Genomic DNA, 19516 nt, shown 5'->3' with positions numbered 1-19516 from the left:
CCGTACATGCCGCACATCTTCCGCACCTACCCGCGCGCGCTGCCGTTGGCGGCCGCCGCGCTGGCGCTCGCGCTGGGCGCCTGCAGCGACGGCCAGGTCCGCTCCGAAGCGGGCGCGCCGCCGCGCCCGCAACAGAAGTGGAACAACGCGCCGCCGCCGCCGCCGCTGAGTTCGACCATTCCGCAGGACGTCAGCGTGCCGCAGAGCAATCCCGACCTGCAGGCGCTGCAGGACGATTTCGATCTGTTCTCGTGGCAGTCCTTCATCGCAGTGAACTGGCCGGCCGGGCCCGACGGCAATCCCAAGCCCGGCGCGACCATCGGCCCGGACGTGCCGACGGTGTGGGAGAACTGGAAGGAAAGCCGCGAGATCTTCCTGCCCGGCGGCGCGACCCCGCCGCCGTGGGGCCAGGACACGCCGCCGCCGGCGGTGTGCAAGGGCCTGGGCGATGCGACCTTGCATCTGACCCAGGTCGGCAAGACCCCGAACGTGCTCGACGAAAGCGGCGAACCGTTCGAGACCGGCCCGCTGATCGACCAGAACGGCCAGTACGTGCGCTTCGCGATCCTGACCAACCAGGACATGTTCGACAACATCGTCAGCAACGGCCTGTACAGCGCGGCCGGACAGAAGAAGTTCGGCAAGCCGGCGAATTTCGCCTTGCCGCCGAACTCGAAACAGGTCGGCGCGATAATGGTCAAGTCGGCCTGGAAGGTGCTCGGCGCCAACGACGTCGCCGCCCGCTTCCACACCGCCAAGGCGCTGGTCTACACCAATCCCGGCGAACACGAGGGCGTGCAGGCGGCGTGCAAGCTGCAAACCGTGGGCCTGGTCGGCCTGCACATCGCGCACAAGACCCAGGGCGAGCCGCAGTGGGTGTGGTCGAGCTTCGAGCACGTCGACAACGTGCCGACCCAGGGCGAGCCGATCGACAAGGCCCACTACAACTTCTACAACAAGGCCTGCACCACCTGCCAGGTCAACCAGCCGCCGCCGCGGCCGTGGAATCCGAACAACGCCTACACCCAGCCGACCCAGGTGATGCGCGAGATTGCGCTGACCGATTCGACCAAGCGGCTCAACGCGACCTATCAGGCGCTGCTGAGCAAGAACTACCCGGGCACGGTCTGGGCCAACTACGAGCTGATCAGCACGCAGTGGCCGACCAACGCCAAGAATCCGATCGATCCCACCGGCAACCCGGCGCCGGCCTTCCTCGCCAACACCACGTTGGAAACCTACATCCAGGGCCGCGTGCCGCGCGCCTCGTCGAGCTGCATGGACTGCCACAACAACGCGACGATGACGACCGGGTTGACCTCGGATTTCACTTACCTGCTGCAGCGCGCGCAATAAGGGGACAGCGAACATGGTGTTCGATTACATGGATTATTTCGTCAGCATGAGCGTGGGCCTGACCGGCTTCAGCAGCGACGCGATCGCGCCGCAGCTGGACACGATCGACATCAAGAGCGCGTATCTGGCCGCGTTCGACGAGAACCTGCCCACCGGCATGGCCGAGCAGATCCTGGAGCGCTACAAGACGCTGTTCGTCGCCGGCGGCAGCAAGCCCGGCAGCGAAGAACAGATCGTCGGCCAGATGCTCGGCGGCAGCGGCACCAGCGCGGCGCAGATCCTGGCGATGCGCCAGCTGATCTTCCTGTGGTACGCCGGCGCCTGGCCGACCGTGCAGAGCGACGGCAATTCGTCGACCGGCGGCCAGACCTTCAGCACCGTGCTGTCCGCCGACAGCTACACCCAGGGCCTGGTGTGGCGGGTGATGCAGTCGCATCCGATGGGCAGCACCACCTACAACTACGGCTATTGGGCCAGCAATCCGCCGCCGCTGTCGGCCTATCTGGAGAACCCGGTATGAGCATCGCGACGCCTCCCGGCGGTTTCGACGTGGTGATCGTGGGCTCGGGCATCTCCGGCTCGATCATCGCCTACCAACTCGGCAAGGCCGGCAAGAAGGTGCTGATCCTCGAAGGCGGGCCGCCGGTGCCCAAGAGCCGCGAGGCTTACCTGCAGACCTTCTTCACCGCCAACGCCAAGACCCCCGAATCGCCGTATCCGCCGGTGCTGCAAGGCGCCGGCAGCGCCGGCAATCCGCTCGGCCAGCCCGATCCGGCAACGCTCAACACGCCGCGCTACACGGTGCTGCAGATCGGCGCGTGGCAGAACCCGAAGCAGTGCTATTTCGTCTACGGCGCGCAGGCGGCGATCGCGGCGACCGACCCGCAGATGACGTTCGCGTTCGGCAGTTCCTACGAGCGCGTCGCCGGCGGCACCACCTGGCATTGGCTCGGTACTTCGCTGATGCACCTGCCGAACGACTTCCAGCTCAAGACCAAGTACGGCCAGGGCGTGGACTGGCCCGGCGGCATCGCGTTCTACAACCAGCTGTTGCCGTACTACCGCGCCGCGAGCGATGTGATCGGCGTGTCCAGCGACCGCGATCCGATGGTCGACCTGTACAAGACCTTCAACGTGCAGCCCAGCGGCGTGTACGGGCCGAATTACGATTTCCCGATGCCGGGCATCGTGATGTCGCTCAACGACGCGCTGTACCAGCAGAAGGTGACCTCGCTGAAGGTCGACGGGATCCCGTTGTTCGTGACGCCGACGCCGCAGGGCCGCAACTCGCGTCCGGGCAAGCGCCGCCAGTGCGCGGGCAACACCAACTGCATTCCGATCTGCCCGATCCAGGCCAAGTACGACGGCACCGTGACCCTGGCCGAGGCTTTGCAGACCGGCAACGTGCAGATCCAGTACCAGACCGTGGCCAGCAACATCCGCCTCAGCGGCAGCCAGGTCAGCGGCATCGACTACCTGACCTACGACACCCAGACCGGGCCGGTCAGCGGCCGCGGCACCGCGGTCGGCAAGCGCTACATCCTGGCCGCGCATGCGATCGAAACGCCGAAGCTGTTGCTGATGTCCAACGGCAACCCCGGCTTTCCCAATGGCGTGGCCAACGGTTCCGGACAGGTCGGGCGCAACCTCATGGACCACGTGATGTATCTGGCCTGGGGCCTGGCCAAGGATCCGATCTATGCGTTCCGCGGGCCGCTGTCGACTTCGGGCATCGAGGCCGCGCGCGACGGCGCGTTCCGCAGCCAGCGCGCGGCCTATCGCATCGAGATCGGCAACGAAGGCTGGAACTGGGCGGCCAACGATCCCAACACCACCCTGGCCGATTTCGTGTTCGGCCAGAACAACAGCCAGCTCAACGGCAATTCGGTCAACGCGCAGGGACAGAAGCTGCGTTTCGATCCGAACCTGCCGGCGTTCAGCCAGCTCTACGGATCCAAGCTGGTGCAGACGCTCAACGGCGTCTACATCCGCCAGTTGCGGCTCGGCTATCTGATCGAGCAACTGCCCGATCCCGACAACCGGGTGACGCTGTCGACCCAGTACAAGGACCACCTCGGCCTGCCGCGGCCGCAGGTGACCTATCGCATCCGCGAAGACTACGTGCGCAACGCCTTCGTGTCGGCCAAGCAGGTGTCGACCCAGATCTTCCAGGCGCTCGGCGCGACCGAGTACACCATGCCGCCGGCGGACGCGGTGCTCAGCGGCAGCGGCGCGTCGTCGTCGACGTTCCGCTACCAGGGGCAGAATTTCGTGTTCTACGGCGCCGGCCACATCATCGGCACGTACCGGATGGGCAGCAGCGCGGCCAATTCGGTGCTCAACGCGCGCCAGCAATCGTGGGACCACGAGAACCTGTACATGGTCGGCAGCGGCGTGTTCCCGACCACGGCGACGGCGAACCCGACCTTGACCATCGCCGCGCTGGCGTTGCAGGCGGCGGACAACGTGCTCAAGGACCTCGGCTGAGGTGAGGGCCGGCCTCGGCCTGCGAACGGCGCCCGCACTGGGCGCCGTTCGCGTTGCGTCCGGGACTTCTTGCGCGAGCCGCTTGCGCCGGCAGCGCGGCGTTGCGGTTGCGGCAGCGGCTTCGGCGACCCGCAACGTTTGCGGCTACGGCGCCGGCGCTTCGAGCCCGCGCAACAGCCGCTGCGCGGCTTCGCGCAACTGCGGCAGACGTTCGTCGCGGTCGATCAGTTCGAACTCAACCCCGGTCAGCGCCAGCAGCGCCAGCACTTCCTCGGCGCTGTCGCCGCGCACGTGCAGCAGGCTGTGGCGTTCGTCGATGTGTTCGAGCAGGCCGCACCACGGCGGCAGGCTCGGCGCGAGCTGTTCGGCGTTGCCGTGCAGGCGCACGCGCAGGGCGTCGCCGGTGCCGATGTGGCGGATCGACCGCTGCACGTAGGCGGCCACGTCCTCGGGGAACTTGCGCGGCACGAAGCCGCCGCCGCAGCGCAGCGCGCGCATGCGGTCGGCGCGGAACAGGCGCCAGTCGTCGCGGCTGCGGTCCCAGGCCAGCAGGTACCAGCGCCGGCCGCTGTTGACCAGGCGCAGCGGCTCGATCGTGCGTTGGCTGGCGCGGCCGCCGCGGTCGTTGTAATCGAGCTCCAGCAGGCGGTGGTCGCGGCAGGCGCCGGCGAGCTCGGTCAGGGTGTCGACGTCGGGGCTTTCCTCGTTCTGGCCCAGGCTCAGGGTCACCGAGTACAGCGCGCCGACCCGCCGCCGCAGCCGCGCCGGCAGCAACTGGTCGAGCTTGCCGAGCAGGCCGACCGCGGTGTCCTCGATCCGCGCCACGCTGCTGGCGGCGCTGCGCAGCGCGACCACCATCGCCACCGCCTCGTCGTCGTCGAGCAGCAGCGGCGGCAAGGTCGCGCCGGCGGCCAGCCGGTAGCCGCCGCCGACCCCGGTCGAGGCCTGTACCGGGTAGCCGAGCTCGCGCAGCCGGTCGACGTCGCGGCGGACCGTACGCGCGTCCACTTCCAGCCGTTCGCACAGTTCCGCCCCGGTCCAGTGGCGGCGCGATTGCAGCAGCGACAGCAGTCGCAGCAGTCGGGTCGAGGTCTTGAGCATGGGCCCAGTGTAAAAGTTATTGAGGACAGATCCTGTCCTCAAATCGGCGTTACTCTGTCTGCGACCCAGGGGACCCGCCCCGCCACCGCCACCGGAGAAACGCATGACCGTCCAGACCTACCAGGCCAGCTGCCACTGCGGCGCGATCCGCTACGAAGTCGACCTCGACCTGGACGCCGGCACCTCGCGCTGCAATTGTTCGATGTGCACCAAGCTGCGCAAGTGGGGCGCGATCGCCAAACCCGAAGCGTTCCGCCTGCTCAAGGGCGACATCGCCGAGATGGGCCACTACCAGTTCGGCACCTTCAGCGGCAGCTACCGCTTCTGCAAGACCTGCGGCGTGCATGCGTTCGGCGACGGCGAACTCGAGCAGCTCGGCGGCAAGTACTACGCGGTCAACGTCGCCTGCCTGGATGTGGACCACTCGGTCTTCGCCGCGGCGCCGGTGCGGTTCATGGACGGCGCCAACAACAACTGGTTCGAGACGCCGGCGATTACCTCGCATTTGTAAGGCACGCGGTAGTTGCTGTGTCGCGGTCGCGGCTCGCGCCGCTCCTACAGGCAGCCCATGTAGGAGCGGCGCGAGCCGCGACCGCGACAGTTCCGTAACGACGACTCCGCAATCGCCGACGCCATGGACACCACCGCGCTCAAAAAGCATTGCCGCGCCTATCCCGGCGCCGAAGAAACGCTCCATGCCGCGCCGTCCAACATCTTGGTCTACAGCGTCGGAGGAAAATTCTTCGCCTACTTCAAGACCAGCGAACCCGAACGCTGGCGCTTCAGCTTCCGCACCGAGTCCGATCGGTTCCTGGAGCTGACCGGCATCCCCGGCGTCAAGCCGGCGCGCTTCATGGGCCGCCACCACTGGGTCACCGTGGTCGATGTGCGCCAGCTGCCGGCCGACTACCTGCGCGAGCTGGTCGACTGGTCGTACCGGCGCGCGCTCGGCAACCTCACCCGCAAGCGCCAGGCAGAAGCCCTGCAAGACGCCAGCGAAGCGACGCGCGCGCGGCTCACCCCGGTGAAGCCGCCGAAAGCGCGCCCAAGGTTGCCAGCGCCTGCTCGATCCGCGCATCGAGCGGGTGGCCGTAGTTGAGCCGCAGGCAGCGCGCGTAACCGCGTTCGGCCGAGAACATCGGCCCCGGCGCGATGCTGATGCCGCTTCGCGCGGCCTGCCGCTGCAGGGCCAGCGCGTCGCCGCCGGGCGGCAGCTCGATCCACAGGAAATAGCCGCCGTCGGGGCGGGTGACGCGGGTGCCGGCGGGGAAATGCCGCGCCACCGCGTCCAGGTACGCCGCCTGCTGCTGCGCCAGGGTCTTGCGCAGGCCGCGCAGGTGGCGCTCGTAGCCGCCGCGTTGCAGGTAGCGCGCGATCGCCAACTGCGCCGGCACGCAGGTGGCCAGGGTGTTGGTCAGCTTGAGCCGCGCGACCTGCTGCGCGTAACGCCCCGGCGCGGCCCAGCCGATCCGGTAGCCCGGCGCCAGGGTCTTGGAAAACGACGAGCAGTGCAGCACCAGCCCGCGCGTGTCGAAGGCCTTGGCCGGCGGCGGCCGGCGCGCGCCGAAGTGCAGTTCGCCGTAGACGTCGTCTTCGATCAGCGGCAGCTCGTGGCGCGCCAGCAACTGCACCAGTTCGCGGGTCTTGGCTTCGGGCAGGCTGGCGCCGAGCGGATTCTGGAAGCTGGTCATCAGCCAGCAGGCCTTCGGCGCGTGGCGGCGGATCGCCGCGTCGAGCGCGCCGAGCTCGATGCCCTCGCGCGGGTGGGTCGGCACCTCGACCGCACGCAGGCCGCGCCGCTCCAGGGTTTGCAGCGCGGCGTAGAAACACGGCGATTCGACCAGCACCGCGTCGCCGGGCTGGGTCGTCGCGGCGATGCACAGGTTCAGCGCTTCGATCGCGCCGTTGCAGATCACCAGATCCTGCGCGCCGAGTTCGACCCCTTCGACCCGATAGCGCAGGGCGATGTGCCGGCGCAGTTCGGCGTTGCCGGGAGTGAGATCGTCGACGGTGCTGCGAGGGTCCAGATGCACGGCTTCGTGCGCCATCGCCCGGCCGAGCTTGGCCAGCGGAAACAGCGCCGGGCTCAGGAACGCCGAGCCCAGCGGCACGATCTCGCGCGCCATCGCCGACTCCAGCACCTCGAACACCAGCGCGCTGACATCGACCGGGCGCGATTCGCCGGCCGGCGCCGACGGCGTGTCCGGTTCCGGCGGCAGGCGCTGGGCGGCTTCGGCGACGTAATAGCCCGAACGCGGTTTCGAACGCACCAACCCCTGCGCTTCGAGCAGGTAGTAGGCCTGGAACACCGTGGCCGGGCTGAGCTTGCGCGCCGCGCTGGCCTGCCGCACCGACGGCAGCCGCTGGCCCGGGCGCAGCAGGCCCTGGCGGATCGAGCGGGCGAGGTCGTGGGCCAGGGACTGGTAGCGCTTCATGCAGGAGCGGGGTTGGGGGTTAGGGGTTGGGGAACTGAGGGGGGACGGGCTCGGATCGGTTGCGCAGGGCTGGAAGTGCGTATCGGGGGAAACAGTCCGCGTAACCCCAGGTCCCCAACCCCTAACCCCGCTTTTTATTCTCTTGAATCAGTGCGACTGATCCGGTTTTTTACTCCGAATCTGAGTCTACGCAATCTGCACCGATAGGCGAACCATAGACCCCGCAGCAAAGGCTGCGCCGGTTCTCCCCACCCGCACTCGATTGCCGAAGCCATGAATCCGCAAGTCGAACTCAACCTCGCGCTGATCCTGTTCATCCCCTGGTTCTCGATCCTGGGCTGGCTGTTCTGGGCCTATCCGCGCCAGCCGCGCAACGCCGCGCGCACCTGCTTCGACAGCGCCGCTTTGGTGCTGTCCGGCGTGGCCGCGTTCTGGGGCATGCATTGGGGCATGCACAACGCCGACCCGCACGCCGGCGCGATCTGGAAACAGGTGCTGGCGACCTCGGTCGCCTACGGCCTGTTCCTGGCCGTGCTGAGCGCCGCGCTGATCGCGCGCTGGCGCTGGCTGCGCGCAGGCCGCGCCGCGGTCTGACCCTTCCGTCCTCCATCGCCCGCACGGGCAAGGTCGCACCATGAAACTGCTGTTCGTCGCCGGTTTCCTCGCCGTGATCCTCTACAACCTGGGCGCCGGCCTGTACTACATGCTGGTCGACAAGGGCGCCAGCAAACGCACGGTCAACGCGCTCACGCGCCGGATCGGTTTTTCCATCGCCTTGATCGCGCTGGTGATCGTCGGCATCGCCACCGGGGTGGTGCAGCCGCACGGCGTCGGCGTCTGAGCCGGCGCGGCTGCGCCGCGTCGTTTCCCATCGACCCAAGCGCGGCGACGTTAGACTCGGCGTTCCCGTACTGACGAACCCGAGCCATGACCGAGCCGCGCATCGTCCGCCGCGACGAGCTGTCCGAGTTCTACATCGGCGAACGCTGCCACGTGGTCGAGCACTGGAATTCGGCCGACGACGCATCGGTGTCCGTCGCCCGCATCCGCGTCGCGCCGGGCACGACCACGCAGCTGCACCGGCTGCGCGGCACGGCCGAGCGCTATCTGATCCAGAGCGGCTTCGGCCGCATCGAGATCGGCGGGCTCGCGCCGGCCGAGCTCGGTCCGGGCGACACCGCTTTCATTCCCGCCGACACCGCGCAACGCATCGCCAATCCCGGCGACGGCGATCTGGTGTTCCTGGCGATCTGCACGCCGCGCTTCGTGCCCGAGTGCTACGAAAACCTGGAGGCGCAAGACGCATGAGCGCGCAGACCGATCATGAGGCGCTGCGCCCGCGCTACCTCGGCTGCCTGCTCGGGCTGGCCTGCGGCGACGCGGTCGGCACCACGGTCGAGTTCAAGCCGCGCGGCAGTTTCGCGCCGTTGACCGGGATGACCGGCGGCGGCCCGTTCGGCCTGCGCGCCGGCGAGTGGACCGACGACACCTCGATGGCGCTGTGCCTCGGCGCGAGCCTGCTGCACTGCCGCGGCTTCGACCCGCGCGACCAGATGAACCGGTACTGCAACTGGCGCGCGCACGGCTACATGAGCAGCAACGGCGAGTGCTTCGATATCGGCACGACCGTGTCCGCGGCGCTGGAGCGTTATCTGCGCAGCGGCGATCCCTATGCCGGCGACCCGAACCCGCGCACGGCCGGCAACGGCGCGCTGATGCGGCTGGCGCCGGTGCCGATGCTGTGGCGGCGCGATCCCGAGCGCACCCGCCGCTACGCGGCCGAGTCCACCCGCACCACCCACGGCGCGGCCGAAGCGCTGGATTGCTCGCGCCTGTTCGCCAGCCAGCTGCGCGCGGCGCTGATGGGCGCAGGCAAGGAGGCGGTGTTGACCCCGGCGATGCCGCCGCCGCAAAGCGAGAAAGTCGCGGCGCTGCACGCACGCGCGTACGCCGGCAAGCGCGAGGACGAAATCCGCGGCAGCGGCTACAGCGTCGAATCGCTGGAAGCGGCGCTGTGGTGTTTCCTGCACACCGATTCGTTCGAAGCGGCGATATTGCGCGCGGCCAATCTCGGCGACGACGCCGACACGACCGCGGCGATCTGCGGACAGATCGCCGGTGCGCATTACGGCGTGGAGGCGATTCCGCCGGCGTGGCTGCAACGTCTGGTCATGCGCGAGGACATCGCGGCGATGGCCGACGCGTTGCTGGTCCTGTCCGAAGAACCGTTCGAGGCCGAACCGTTCGATGCGGCGTCGGCCGACGCGGCGCCGACCGAACCGCCGCGTTGAACCTCAGGCGGCGGTGACGTCGCGCAGTTCCCAGCCGCTGCCGGCCAGCAAGCGCAGCCGATGCTTGAGCACCGTGCCCGACAGCGAAGTCACCACGGTCAGGTCCTGGCGCAGATCGCGCTGCTCGCCGGTCACGGTCGCGCCCGGATCGGTCGCGCCGAGGCTGGGATCGACTTCGTCCGGATCGGGCTGCTTGGCGCGCCAGCGCTCGAACAGCGCATCGCTGCGCAAGGCCGCCTGCAACTGCGCTGCGAAGCCTTCGGAACTGACCGCGGTGAAGGACAGGTCGGCGTCGCTGCCGCGCGCGCGCTCGGAATCGGGAATGCTGAGGAAGTAACGGGTAGCCATTCGCGGATCTCGGTGAAGTGGTGGCGCGTTCAGGGTAAGCAGCGCGGCATGGGTCGCGCGTGAACGCAACGCAGCAGATGTAGCACAGCGCGGCCGGATCGGCGCGCATTGTTGCGCGCCGCGGCCGCACCGATCCGTGATTGGCTAAGCAGGCGCCGGCGCCGCAAGCGCGGCGGCGCGAACGCAATGGCCCCGCGCGCAGCGGGGCCGTTGCGGCGACACCCGGCGGCGAGGCTCAGTCCGCCTCGTCCTCGTGCGCCGGATGCGGGCCGTGGCCCTTCGGGCAATGGCAGACCGAGGTCGGCCCGTATTCGGCGCCGAAGGTGCGGCCGTCGCGGTGGCGCTGCCAATAGAACAGCGGCGCCTTCTCGCCTTGGTTGCCGATTTCCGCCATGTCCGCGTCGACGTCGAACAATCGACCGTCGACCATCACATAGCGGGTGTCGATGGTGGCGCGGATGTTCTCCAGCGGATTGCTGTTGAGCACGACCAGGTCGGCCTTCTTGCCGGGTTCCAGCGAGCCCAGCGACTTCGACAGGCCGAGGTAGTCGGCGCCGTCGATGGTCGCCGCGCGCAGCGCTTCGAAGTTGCTCATGCCGCCCTGGGTCAGCATCCAGATTTCCCAGTTCGCCGACAGGCCCTGCAACTGGCCGTGGCCGCCGACCTGGATCTTGATCCCGGCGTCGCGCAGCTTCTTGACCGACTTGGACACCTGCACATGCCAGTAATCCCAGTCCGGCGCGGTCTCGCGGCGGATCGAGCGCGCATCGAGGGTCTCGCGCGGGAAGAAGCGGTTGAGCTTCTTGTCTTCCCACACGTTGTCGCGCGCGTACCACCAGTATTCGCCGGACAAACCGCCGTAGCTGACCACCAGCGTCGGCGTGTTGCGCACGTCGGTCTGCCGCCACAGCTCGACCACGTCCTTGTACAACGGCGCGACCGGGATGTTGTGCTCGATGCCGGTGGCGCCGTCGAGGATCATCGGCAGGTTGTGGTTGAAGGTCGATCCGCCTTCCTCGACCACCAGCATGCCGAGCTCGCGCGCGGCCTGGTTGATCTGCTGGTGCTGCTCGCGCCGCGGCTGGTTGTAGCTCTTGACCGAGAACGCGCCGTTGGCCTTCATCCGGCGCAGATGGCTGCGCGCGTCGTCGAGCGAATTGACCACCGCCTTGAAATCGCCGTCGGCGCCGTACAGCACGGTGCCGGTCGAGAACACGCGCGGGCCGACCATCTTGCCGGCCTTGACCAGTTCGGCTTCGGAGAACACGAACTCGGTGGTCGCCGAGGGGTCGTGCATGGTGGTGATGCCGAACGACAGGTTGGTGTAGTACGCCCAGTTCTGCTGCGGGACCACGCCCTGGCCGAAGTGCGAGGCGTGCGCGTGCACGTCGATGTAGCCCGGCAGGATGGTCTTGCCGCTGGCGTCGATGCTGCGCGCGCCGGCCGGCACCGCGACCGAGCCGCTCGGGCCGATCGCGACGATCTCGTCGCCGCGCACGACCACGGTCGCGTCCTCGATGACTTCCTGCGCCTTGTCCGCATCGCGCATGGTCACCACGCGCGCGTGGGTGAAGGCGACGGTGTCCTTCGGCGCGTACACCGGCACCTCCAGCCCGACCGCGACGCCGCGTTCGTCGGACGAGGGCTTGGCGATCGTCGCCGGCGCGCCTGGCAGGAACGCGAACGCCTGGTTCAGCGGACGCGAGTGGTACTGGTTGCCGACCATCCAGTGCAGCGACTTCGAATCGGCCGACCAATGCAGATAGCTGCCGACGTCGGCGCTGACCTGGGCGACCGGCAGCGCCTTGCTGTCGCGGCTGAGTTCGACCGAACCGCTGCCGGTCATCATCGGCGCGACGTAGGCGTTGAACAGTTCGGTGAACGCGACCCACTTGCCGTCGGGGCTGATGCTGATCGAGTCGACGTACTTGAGGTTGAAGACTTCGCGCTCGTCCTCGCCGTTCAAACCGACCGACATCAGCTTCTTCTTCAAGCCGCCGCCGGTGAGGTAATACACGCGGCTGCCGTCGGCGCTGAACTGCGGCGACTCGCCGCTGGCGGCCACGCGCGTGGGCTTGCCGCCGTCGGCGTTCATCACGTAGATGCCGCGGTCCACCGACCACAGGCTGCCGGTGAGGCCGCCGCCGCCGGTCTTGGCGTAGACGATGCGGCGTCCGTCGGGCGAGAAACGCGGGCTGTAGTAGAAACCCTTGTCCTGGGTCAGGCGCTTGCCGCCGCCGCCGCCCGCGCCGGTCACGTAGATCGCGCTGAGCGCGGCGTCCGACCAGGTGGTGTAGAGCAGCTTGCCGCCGTCGGCGCTGAAGCTGGGCTGGTATTCGTAGAGGTTGTCGTTGCCGGTCAGGCGCTCGGGCTTGCCGTCGGGCAGGCGCTTGCGCCACAGCTGGCCGACCGCGTGGAAGATCAGGGTCTTGCCGTCGGCGCTGGTGGCGACGTCGCGGATCATCTTCGGGTCGAAGCGGCCGGCGTCGAGCTTCTGTTCGAAGCGCAGCGCCTGCGCCACGGTCTGCTCGATGTGGGCGTTGAACGGAATCTGCGCCGGCTTGCCGTCGGCGATGCCGACGCGCCACAGCTTGCCCTGCGCCCAGATCACCACCGACTTGGAATCCGGGGTCCAGGCGAAGTTGGCGTAAGGCCCGAAGATCGCCCAGGCTTCCTGCATGTCGTGCGAAAGCCCGTCCCACACCGGCCGCGCTTCGCCGCTGGCGAGGTCGAGCACGTGCAGCACCGACTTCTCGCGGATGCGCTTGACGAAGGCCAGCGACTTGCCGTCGGGCGAGGGCTGCGGGCGCACCGCGCCGCCGGCGGTGTCGATCACGGTCTGGCTCTTGCCGGTCTGGCGGTCCAGGCGCTTGATCGCGTAGATGGTGTCGTGCGGGTTCTTGTTGTACTGGAAGCTCGGCCCGGCGGTGACGTCTTCGGAGTAGTAGACGTAGCGGCCGTCCGGCGACACCGCCGGTTCGCCGAGATCCTGCTGGTCGTTCTTCTGTTTGGTCAGCTGCAGGCCGCCGCCGCCGGCTGCGGCGTGGTAGATCCACAGCTCGCCGGCGCCGAGCGAGCGTTCGCCGGTGAAGTGCTTGCGGCCGATCAGGTATTGGCCGTCGGGCGTCCACGCCGGGTTGTTGAGCAGGCGGAAGTCTTCCTTGGTGACCGCGACCGGGTTGCCGCCGTCGCGGTTCATGCGCCACAGGTTGTTGCCGCCGCCGCGGTCGGAGGTGAAGGCGATCTGGCGGCCGTCGGGCGAGAACCGGGGCTGCACGTCCCAGGCCGGGCCTTGGCTGATGCGGCGCGCCTGGCCGCCGGCGATCGGCAGCAGGTAAATGTCGCCGAGCAGCGAGAACACGATCTCGCGGCCGTCGGGGGCGACGTCGAGGTCCATCCAGGTGCCTTCGTCGGTGTCGAAGGCGATGCTCTTGGTCGGGCCGTGCGCGGCGCTGACGTCCCACTTCTTCTCGTCCTTGTCGGCGCCCTTCGACGCGCCCTTGGCGGTCGCCGCCGGCGCGCGCGCCGGATCGGTGCCGGCGGGCTTCAGCGCGTCCTGTTCGAGCTGCGCGGCGGGTTTGTCGGCGTCCTGGCCTTTGCGCTCCTGCGGCGCAGGCGCCGGCGTTTGAGCGAAAGCCGGGGCGGCGAGCGCGCTGGCGAGCGCGAGGGCGAGCAGGCGGTGGCTGGGCATCGAGCGGTTACCTGGGACGGACAAGGCCCGCAGGCTAACCCGGCGCGCGTGCCGCGGGCCTGGGCTGGAAGTCCTGTTCGGCCACGAAACCTCTGTAGGAGCGGCGCGAGCCGCGACCGCGACAACGCAACTACGTCGCAACCATCGCCGCAACTGCGTTGTTGCGGTCGCGGCTCGCGCCGCTCCTACAGGCAGCCGCCCGAAGCCTTCAGCCGTCCCACGCGGCGCTTTCCGTCGCCAGCCCCAGCGCCAGCGCGCCGCGGCCGATGTTGACCATGCCGGTCAGGCTCATCAGGCTCTCGTAGAACTCGACCTTGTGCTCCTGGCAGGCCAGACGCAGGGTTTCGTAGCCGGGCAGGGCGCGCAGCTCGCCGAGTTCGCCGCCGTAGCTCAGGCACACGGTCGGGGTCAGCAGCTCGTTGCGGGTCACCCGCCGCGCGGCGAATTCCAGCAGCTTCTGCGCCGCGGCCTCGTAGGTCTTGATCTTGGCGATCGGCCCGGTTTCGCCGCGGTTGCAGTGCAGCACCGGCTTGATGTCGAGCGCGGTGCCGAGGGTCGCGCTGAGGAAGCTCACGCTGCGGTCGCCGCGGTGGCGGGTGCGCGCGCGCAGGTAGTTGAGGTCGCGCGGGATCAGATAGCCGTGGGTGTTGTTGACCAGTTGCTCGAGCCGCGCGCGGATCTTCGGCGGCGCTTCGCCGGCGTCGCGCATGCGCACCGCCTCGACCGCGGTGATGCCTTGCGCGGCGAACAGGTTCAGCGTGTCGATCACGCGCAGCGAAAACGGCGTGTTGATGCCGGCCGCGCTGCGCACCGGCTTGTAGTCGTTGAGGATCGCGAAACTGGCCTGATTGGCGTTGTCGAACACCGGGCTGCGGGTCTTGGTGATCGTCATGCAGAACACGTAATCGTAGTCGATCGCCAGCTGGCTCACGAACAGGTCGCGCACCTGCTGCACGGTGAACGGCGTGGTCTCGGCCTCGAAGCCGCGTTCGCCCAGGTGCGCGTTGAGGAACTGCAGCGTGGCCTGTTCGTTGCGATGGTCGGCGAGCACCGCCTGGCCGATGCGCACGGTGATCGGCAACAGATGGATGTTGTGTTGCTGGAAATACTCCAGCGGCAGATCGCAAGCGGAGTCGACGACGATTCCAATGCGCATGGGTCCCCCCCCGGGTTCTTGGCGCGTGGCTATCGAATGTGACCGGCAGCATACCTTCGGCGGCGGCCGTCACGCACTCACGCGTTTTGCGGCCTCGGGGGCGTTCGTTCAGCCCCGGCGCTGAACGCCTACGGGCAGCTGTTTCAAGCGCTGCATCTCGGGATCTTCAAGCAATTCGGGATGTTGCAGCGCGTCAAGGGCGAACTCGTGCGCATCGTTGCCCCAGAACAACTGCGCGCCGATGCTTAGCGTGGGCACGCCGAATACGCCGGCCAGCAAAGCCGATTCGGTATTCGCGCGCAACGCGGCCTTGACCGCGTCGCTGCCGATCGCCTCGGCCGGCACGCCGAGCGCGGCGGCGACCGGGGCCAGCGCGTCGACGCTGTCGCCGGCGCGGCCGTCGCGCCAGATCCAGTCGAAGATCGCATCGACCGCCGCCGCGCCGCTGCCGGCGGCCACGCACAGGCGCAGCGCCGCCAGCGGGTTGAACGGATGCGCGGGCGGGAAACGCAGCGCCACGCCGTCGCGGCGCGCCTGCCACAGCACGTGCTGGTAGGTGAATTCGCGTTTGCCCGGAATCTCCGCCGGGCCCTTGTGGCTGTGCGCGGACAGCACCGCGCCGAACGCGACCGGCACCAGCGCGACCGCACGTTCGTGCGTCAGCTCGCGCAGCTTGCGCCACTGCAGGTAGGAGAACGGCGAGATGAAATCGAAGTACCAGCGCAGCGCGGGGGCGTCCATCGCGGTTCCTTATTTCCAGGCGCCGAGGATCACGCCGTAGAGGACGAACTGGAGGATGTGGTAGCCGCTGTCGATCATCCACAGCTTCAAACTGCGGCCGGCGAACGCGTAGTTGATGCCGAAGCTCATCGAGACGAAGAACAGGCCGACCACGAAGCCGACGCCGAAGCCGTCGACGGCGTTGGCCTGCGGCGGCATCAGCGCGGCGAAGATGGTCGCCGCGAGCAGCGAGCAGACGATGGCGGTGGCGAACACGCGGCCGGCGTGGGCGGGCTTGGCGTCCGGGTCGACGCCGGCTTCGCGGCACCACGCCTTCTTGAACAAGGGCCCGTACCACAGCCCGCCGAGGACGAACGAAGACGCGGTGGCGGCGGCGATGGCGAGCCAGTTGACCTGGTCGACGGGGATGTTCATGCGGGACTCCGGAAGCGGTGGCGTAAGGCGGGCGCCGGCCAAGTGGAGCGGGCGCGCGGCGGCGTGGCGCGCCGTGCGGCAAGCATACGCCGCGGGGGTGGTGGGTGCGAAAGGTGGCTTTCGCCGCGTTCGTTCCAGTCGTCATTCCCGCGGAGGCGGGGATCCAGAGACTTCAGAGTCATCCCTCGATGAAGCCTTGGATGTTCGGCTTCGCCGAAGTAAAGCGGAGCCCGCATTCGCGGGAATGACGGTAGGTGGGTTTCGCCGCGTCTGTTCCAGCCGTCATCCCCGCGAAGGCGGGGATCCAGAGACTTCAGAGTCATGCCTCGATGAAGCCCTGGATTCCCGCATTCGCGGGAATGACGGTAGGTAGGTTTCGCCGCGTCTGTTCCAGCCGTCATCCCCGCGAAGGCGGGGATCCAGAGACTTCAGAGTCATGCCTCGATGAAGCCCTGGATTCCCGCGTTCGCGGGAATGACGATAGGTGGGTTGCGTTGCGCTCTTACAAGCCGTCATCCCCGCGAACGCGGGGATCCAGAGACTTCAGAGCCATCCCTCGATGAAGCCCCGGGTTCCCGCTTTCGCGGGAACGACGATAGGTGAGGTCCGCTGCAACAAGCGCCCGCCCGCCTCAGCGCCCCACCGGCACCGGATACGCCCGCGGCAACCCGTTGTCCGGATGCAGATACCGATCGCGCAGCTCAGTCTGCCGGCTGCGCATCTCGATCGCGCGGCCGTCCATCCACACCTGCAACGCGACGCTGGCCACGTCGAGCGGGTCGCCGCTCCACAGCACCAGGTCGGCGCGCTTGCCCGGGGCGATGGCGCCGACTTCGCCGGCGACGCCGAAGGCTTCGGCCGGCACCCGGGTCAGCCCGGCGAGGCCGTCGGCCCACGGCAGGCCGGCGGCGACCGCGTTGCCGGCCAGTTGCCGCACCTTGCGCGCGTTGTGCGAGGCGCCGCCTTCGCTGAAACCGACCGCTACGCCGGCGGCGCGCAGGCGCGCGGCGTTTTCCATGCTGGCGCCGACCTGATCGAAATCGCTGGGCAGGTTCGACAGCGGATTGACGAACACCGGCACCTTGGCCGCGGCCAGTTGCGGCGCCAAGCGCCAAGCCTCGGCGCCGCCGGCGATGGCGATGCGCAGCTGATGCCGCGACGACCAGCGCAGCAACTGGCGGATGTCGGCGGCGCGGTCGACGCCGAACACGATCCGGCCGCCGCCGCCGAAGTACTTCTGCAACGCGGCGCGGCCGGCCGGCGTCAGCAGCGCGGCGTGGTTGTCCGCGCCGATGCGGCCGCGGGTTTCGTCGATCAGTTGATCGAGGATCATCCACTGCGCCGCGCGCGAACTGCCGCTGAGGCCGAGGCTGTCCTTGCCCAGGCGCACGAACAGCACGCGCGGGCCGATCGGGTCGGCGCCGCCGTCCAGGCGCTCGACGCCGCCCTGGCCGGCGACGATCGAACCGCCGGTGGCGGTGCCGGCGCCGAGCAGGGTCCAGCCGATGCCTTCGATCCGGGTCACCGGGATCAGCACCGAGTCGGGGTTGTAGGCCAAGGTCACGTCGAACTCCGGCCGCACCGTCATTTCCTTGGTGTCGGCGCCGAGCGCGACGGTCTGGTCGACCGTGGATTTTTCGCCGGAGACTTCCTCCAGGCCGATCTCGCTGATGCCGCCGAACAGGGTCGGCGTGACCGGCTTGCCGGCCGCGTCGATCACCTGCGCGCCGGCCGGCGCGCTCAAGCCCTTGCCGACCGCGCGCACGACGCCGCCGGACACCAGCACGTCGGCGTTCTCCAGCGAACCCTGCGCGGTGGCGGTGTGGACGGTGGCGTTGCGGATCAGCACGTTCTGCGCGGACGCGGCGAAGCTCGCGCACAGCAGCGCGGCGGCGAGGGCGGTGCGGCGCATGCGGGCGGCTCCGGTGCGGGACGAAACGAAGACGAAGCGGCTCATCGCACACCTCCGCTCGCCGAACCCTGCGCGGCCGGCTGGCCGAGCATGAAGTCCGACTTGGGCTGGCGCGAAGGATCGTTGCGGTCGTACACCCGCGCGCCGTCGATGTAGACCTGCTCGGCCTTGGCGTAGACGCTGAAGGGATTGCCGTTCCACACCACCACGTCGGCCATCTTGCCGGCCTCCAGGGTGCCGGTGCGTTCGCCGATGCCGAGCGCCTTGGCCGGGTTCTGGGTCAGCCAGCGGATCGCGCGCTCCGGCGCGATCTCGATCCCGGCCAGACGCGCGTGCGCGATCACCTTGGCCGCTTCCTGGTTGAGCCGCTGGATGCCTTCCTCCGAATCCGAATGCACGATCGCGCAGCTGTTGGCCGGGCGGTCGACGATGGCGATGTTCTCCTGGATGCCGTCGAAGGCTTCCATCTTGAAGCCCCACCAGTCGGCCCACAGCGCGCCGCACACGCCGTCGGCGGCGAGCCGGTCGGCGATCTTGTACGCCTCCACGCCGTGGTGGAACGCGGCGACCTTGAAGCCGAATTCCTTGGCCAGATCGAGCATCGTGGTCATCTCGTCGGCGCGGTAGCAGTGGATGTGGACCAGGATGTCGCCCTTGATCGCGCCGGCCAGGGTGTCGAGCTTGAGGTCGCGCTTGCCGCCGGTGTCCTTCTCGCTGTCGCTGCCCGCGGTCGACGCGGTCGAGCTTTGCCACCAGCGCTTCTTCGCCGGCTTGCTGGCCTTGGGCGAGGTCTTGCGCAGGTACTCGCTGGCGTCGATGAAGGCCGCGCGGTAGCCGGCGACATTGCCCATGCGCGTGCCCGGCGAAACGTTGCGGCTGCCGTAGACGCGCTTGGGGTTCTCGCCGCAGGCCATCTTCAGGCCCCACGGCGCGGCCGGAAACTTCATCGCCTGGTAGCTGACCGCCGGCACGTTCTTCAGCGTGACCCCGCGGCCGCCGATCAGGTTGGCCGAGCCCGGCAGGATCTGCAGCGAGGTGATGCCGCCGGCCAGGGCGGTGGCGAAGCCCGGGTCCTGCGGCCAGATCGAATGCTCGGCCCACACGTTCGGGGTGACCGGGCTGGTCATTTCGTTGCCGTCGCTGTGCGCGCTTACGCCCGGGCTGGGGTAGACGCCCAGGTGCGAGTGGACGTCGATGATGCCGGGGGTGATCCACTTGCCGCTGGCGTCGACGCGGGCGGCGTCGGCGGGCGCGTCGAGCTGGCTGCCGACGGCGACGATCTTGCCGTCGCGCAGCAGCACGTCGGCGCCGTCCAGGCGCTGGCCGGTGCCGGTCAGCACGGTCGCGCCGCGCAGCAGCACGGGGCCGGACGCCAGCGGCTTGTAGGTGCTGGGATACGGGTCCTGGGTGTAACGGGAGTTAGACGCAGGCGAGGAGGCGGGCGCGGCGGCCTGCGCGGCGCTGGCGAGCAAGGCCAGGCCGCAGCCGGCCAGGAACGGTCGGAACATGGTTTCCCCCGAAGAACGCGGACATAAGGCGCCGGCGCCGGGCCAGCCCCGGAACCGTAGCCGCCGCCCGCGGCCG

At 68.9% G+C, this 19516-nt stretch carries 18 protein-coding genes; 9 read left to right on the top strand and 9 right to left on the bottom strand.

Going from position 1 to position 19516, the window contains the following annotated elements; all coding sequences use genetic code 11:
• The first annotated feature begins 6 nt into the window (after window positions 1-6).
• The 3 genes from JHW38_RS14580 to JHW38_RS14570 are packed head-to-tail and all read left to right on the top strand — an operon-like array spanning window position 7 to window position 3843.
• Window positions 7-1356 carry a hypothetical protein gene (locus JHW38_RS14580; protein ID WP_242690944.1) on the top strand — a complete coding sequence of 450 codons (1350 nt, stop codon included), beginning with the start codon at window positions 7-9 and terminating at the stop codon, window positions 1354-1356.
• Window positions 1357-1369: 13 nt separating this feature from the next.
• Complete coding sequence (locus JHW38_RS14575) at window positions 1370-1876, top strand: hypothetical protein (protein WP_207522079.1); 507 nt, start codon at window positions 1370-1372, stop codon at window positions 1874-1876.
• Window positions 1873-3843: a GMC family oxidoreductase gene (locus tag JHW38_RS14570; protein WP_207522078.1), complete on the top strand. Its 1971-nt coding sequence runs from the start codon at window positions 1873-1875 to the stop codon at window positions 3841-3843. Before JHW38_RS14575 ends, JHW38_RS14570 begins: the two co-directional genes overlap by 4 nt.
• Window positions 3844-3987: 144 nt before the next feature.
• Here JHW38_RS14570 and JHW38_RS14565 read toward each other — a convergent pair whose 3' ends face one another.
• On the bottom strand, window positions 3988-4944 hold the full coding sequence (locus JHW38_RS14565) for a helix-turn-helix transcriptional regulator (protein ID WP_207522077.1): 957 nt from the start codon (window positions 4942-4944) through the stop codon (window positions 3988-3990).
• A 103-nt stretch (window positions 4945-5047) separates the two neighbouring features.
• Here JHW38_RS14565 and JHW38_RS14560 point away from each other — a divergent pair, with 103 nt between their 5' ends.
• Entirely contained in the window at window positions 5048-5455 is a 408-nt protein-coding gene (locus tag JHW38_RS14560; protein WP_207522076.1) for a GFA family protein, read from the top strand.
• 123 nt (window positions 5456-5578) lie between these two features.
• Complete coding sequence (locus JHW38_RS14555) at window positions 5579-6043, top strand: MmcQ/YjbR family DNA-binding protein (RefSeq protein WP_207522075.1); 465 nt, start codon at window positions 5579-5581, stop codon at window positions 6041-6043.
• Here JHW38_RS14555 and JHW38_RS14550 read toward each other — a convergent pair.
• Entirely contained in the window at window positions 5961-7379 is a 1419-nt protein-coding gene (locus JHW38_RS14550) for a PLP-dependent aminotransferase family protein (protein WP_207522074.1), read from the bottom strand. The two genes, JHW38_RS14555 and JHW38_RS14550, sit on opposite strands and share 83 nt — an antisense overlap.
• A gap of 273 nt (window positions 7380-7652) precedes the next feature.
• On the opposite strand from JHW38_RS14550, the gene JHW38_RS14545 reads away from it, so the two are divergent.
• From JHW38_RS14545 to JHW38_RS14530, 4 genes are all read left to right on the top strand, one after another.
• On the top strand, window positions 7653-7973 hold the full coding sequence (locus JHW38_RS14545) for a hypothetical protein (RefSeq protein ID WP_207522073.1): 321 nt from the start codon (window positions 7653-7655) through the stop codon (window positions 7971-7973).
• 40 nt (window positions 7974-8013) lie between these two features.
• Window positions 8014-8220, top strand: coding sequence for a twin transmembrane helix small protein (locus JHW38_RS14540; protein ID WP_207522072.1), 207 nt, complete (start codon window positions 8014-8016; stop codon window positions 8218-8220).
• Window positions 8221-8306: 86 nt separating this feature from the next.
• Window positions 8307-8687 carry a cupin domain-containing protein gene (locus tag JHW38_RS14535; RefSeq protein WP_207522071.1) on the top strand — a complete coding sequence of 127 codons (381 nt, stop codon included), beginning with the start codon at window positions 8307-8309 and terminating at the stop codon, window positions 8685-8687.
• Window positions 8684-9670, top strand: coding sequence for an ADP-ribosylglycohydrolase family protein (locus tag JHW38_RS14530; protein ID WP_207522070.1), 987 nt, complete (start codon window positions 8684-8686; stop codon window positions 9668-9670). Before JHW38_RS14535 ends, JHW38_RS14530 begins: the two co-directional genes overlap by 4 nt.
• A gap of 3 nt (window positions 9671-9673) precedes the next feature.
• Here the strand turns inward: JHW38_RS14530 and JHW38_RS14525 are convergent, their stop codons facing one another.
• From JHW38_RS14525 to JHW38_RS14495, 7 genes are all read right to left on the bottom strand, one after another.
• Complete coding sequence (locus JHW38_RS14525; RefSeq protein ID WP_207522069.1) at window positions 9674-10018, bottom strand: hypothetical protein; 345 nt, start codon at window positions 10016-10018, stop codon at window positions 9674-9676.
• A gap of 235 nt (window positions 10019-10253) precedes the next feature.
• Window positions 10254-13709: an amidohydrolase family protein gene (locus JHW38_RS14520; protein WP_207522068.1), complete on the bottom strand. Its 3456-nt coding sequence runs from the start codon at window positions 13707-13709 to the stop codon at window positions 10254-10256.
• 208 nt (window positions 13710-13917) lie between these two features.
• Entirely contained in the window at window positions 13918-14865 is a 948-nt protein-coding gene (locus tag JHW38_RS14515; protein WP_207522067.1) for a DegV family protein, read from the bottom strand.
• A 108-nt stretch (window positions 14866-14973) separates the two neighbouring features.
• Window positions 14974-15606 carry a 2-hydroxychromene-2-carboxylate isomerase gene (locus tag JHW38_RS14510; RefSeq protein ID WP_207522066.1) on the bottom strand — a complete coding sequence of 211 codons (633 nt, stop codon included), beginning with the start codon at window positions 15604-15606 and terminating at the stop codon, window positions 14974-14976.
• Window positions 15607-15615: 9 nt separating this feature from the next.
• On the bottom strand, window positions 15616-16020 hold the full coding sequence (locus JHW38_RS14505; protein ID WP_207522065.1) for a DUF1761 domain-containing protein: 405 nt from the start codon (window positions 16018-16020) through the stop codon (window positions 15616-15618).
• A 631-nt stretch (window positions 16021-16651) separates the two neighbouring features.
• Window positions 16652-17932, bottom strand: a complete 1281-nt coding sequence (locus JHW38_RS14500) for an amidohydrolase family protein (RefSeq protein WP_242690943.1) — start codon at window positions 17930-17932, stop codon at window positions 16652-16654.
• Between the two features lie 41 nt (window positions 17933-17973).
• Window positions 17974-19440, bottom strand: a complete 1467-nt coding sequence (locus JHW38_RS14495; RefSeq protein WP_207522063.1) for an amidohydrolase — start codon at window positions 19438-19440, stop codon at window positions 17974-17976.
• Between the last annotated feature and the right edge of the window lie 76 nt (window positions 19441-19516).

This window comes from Lysobacter enzymogenes (genome assembly GCF_017355525.1).
GTDB lineage: Bacteria > Pseudomonadota > Gammaproteobacteria > Xanthomonadales > Xanthomonadaceae > Lysobacter > Lysobacter enzymogenes_C.
This window is presented reverse-complemented; position numbering and strand designations above follow the sequence as displayed.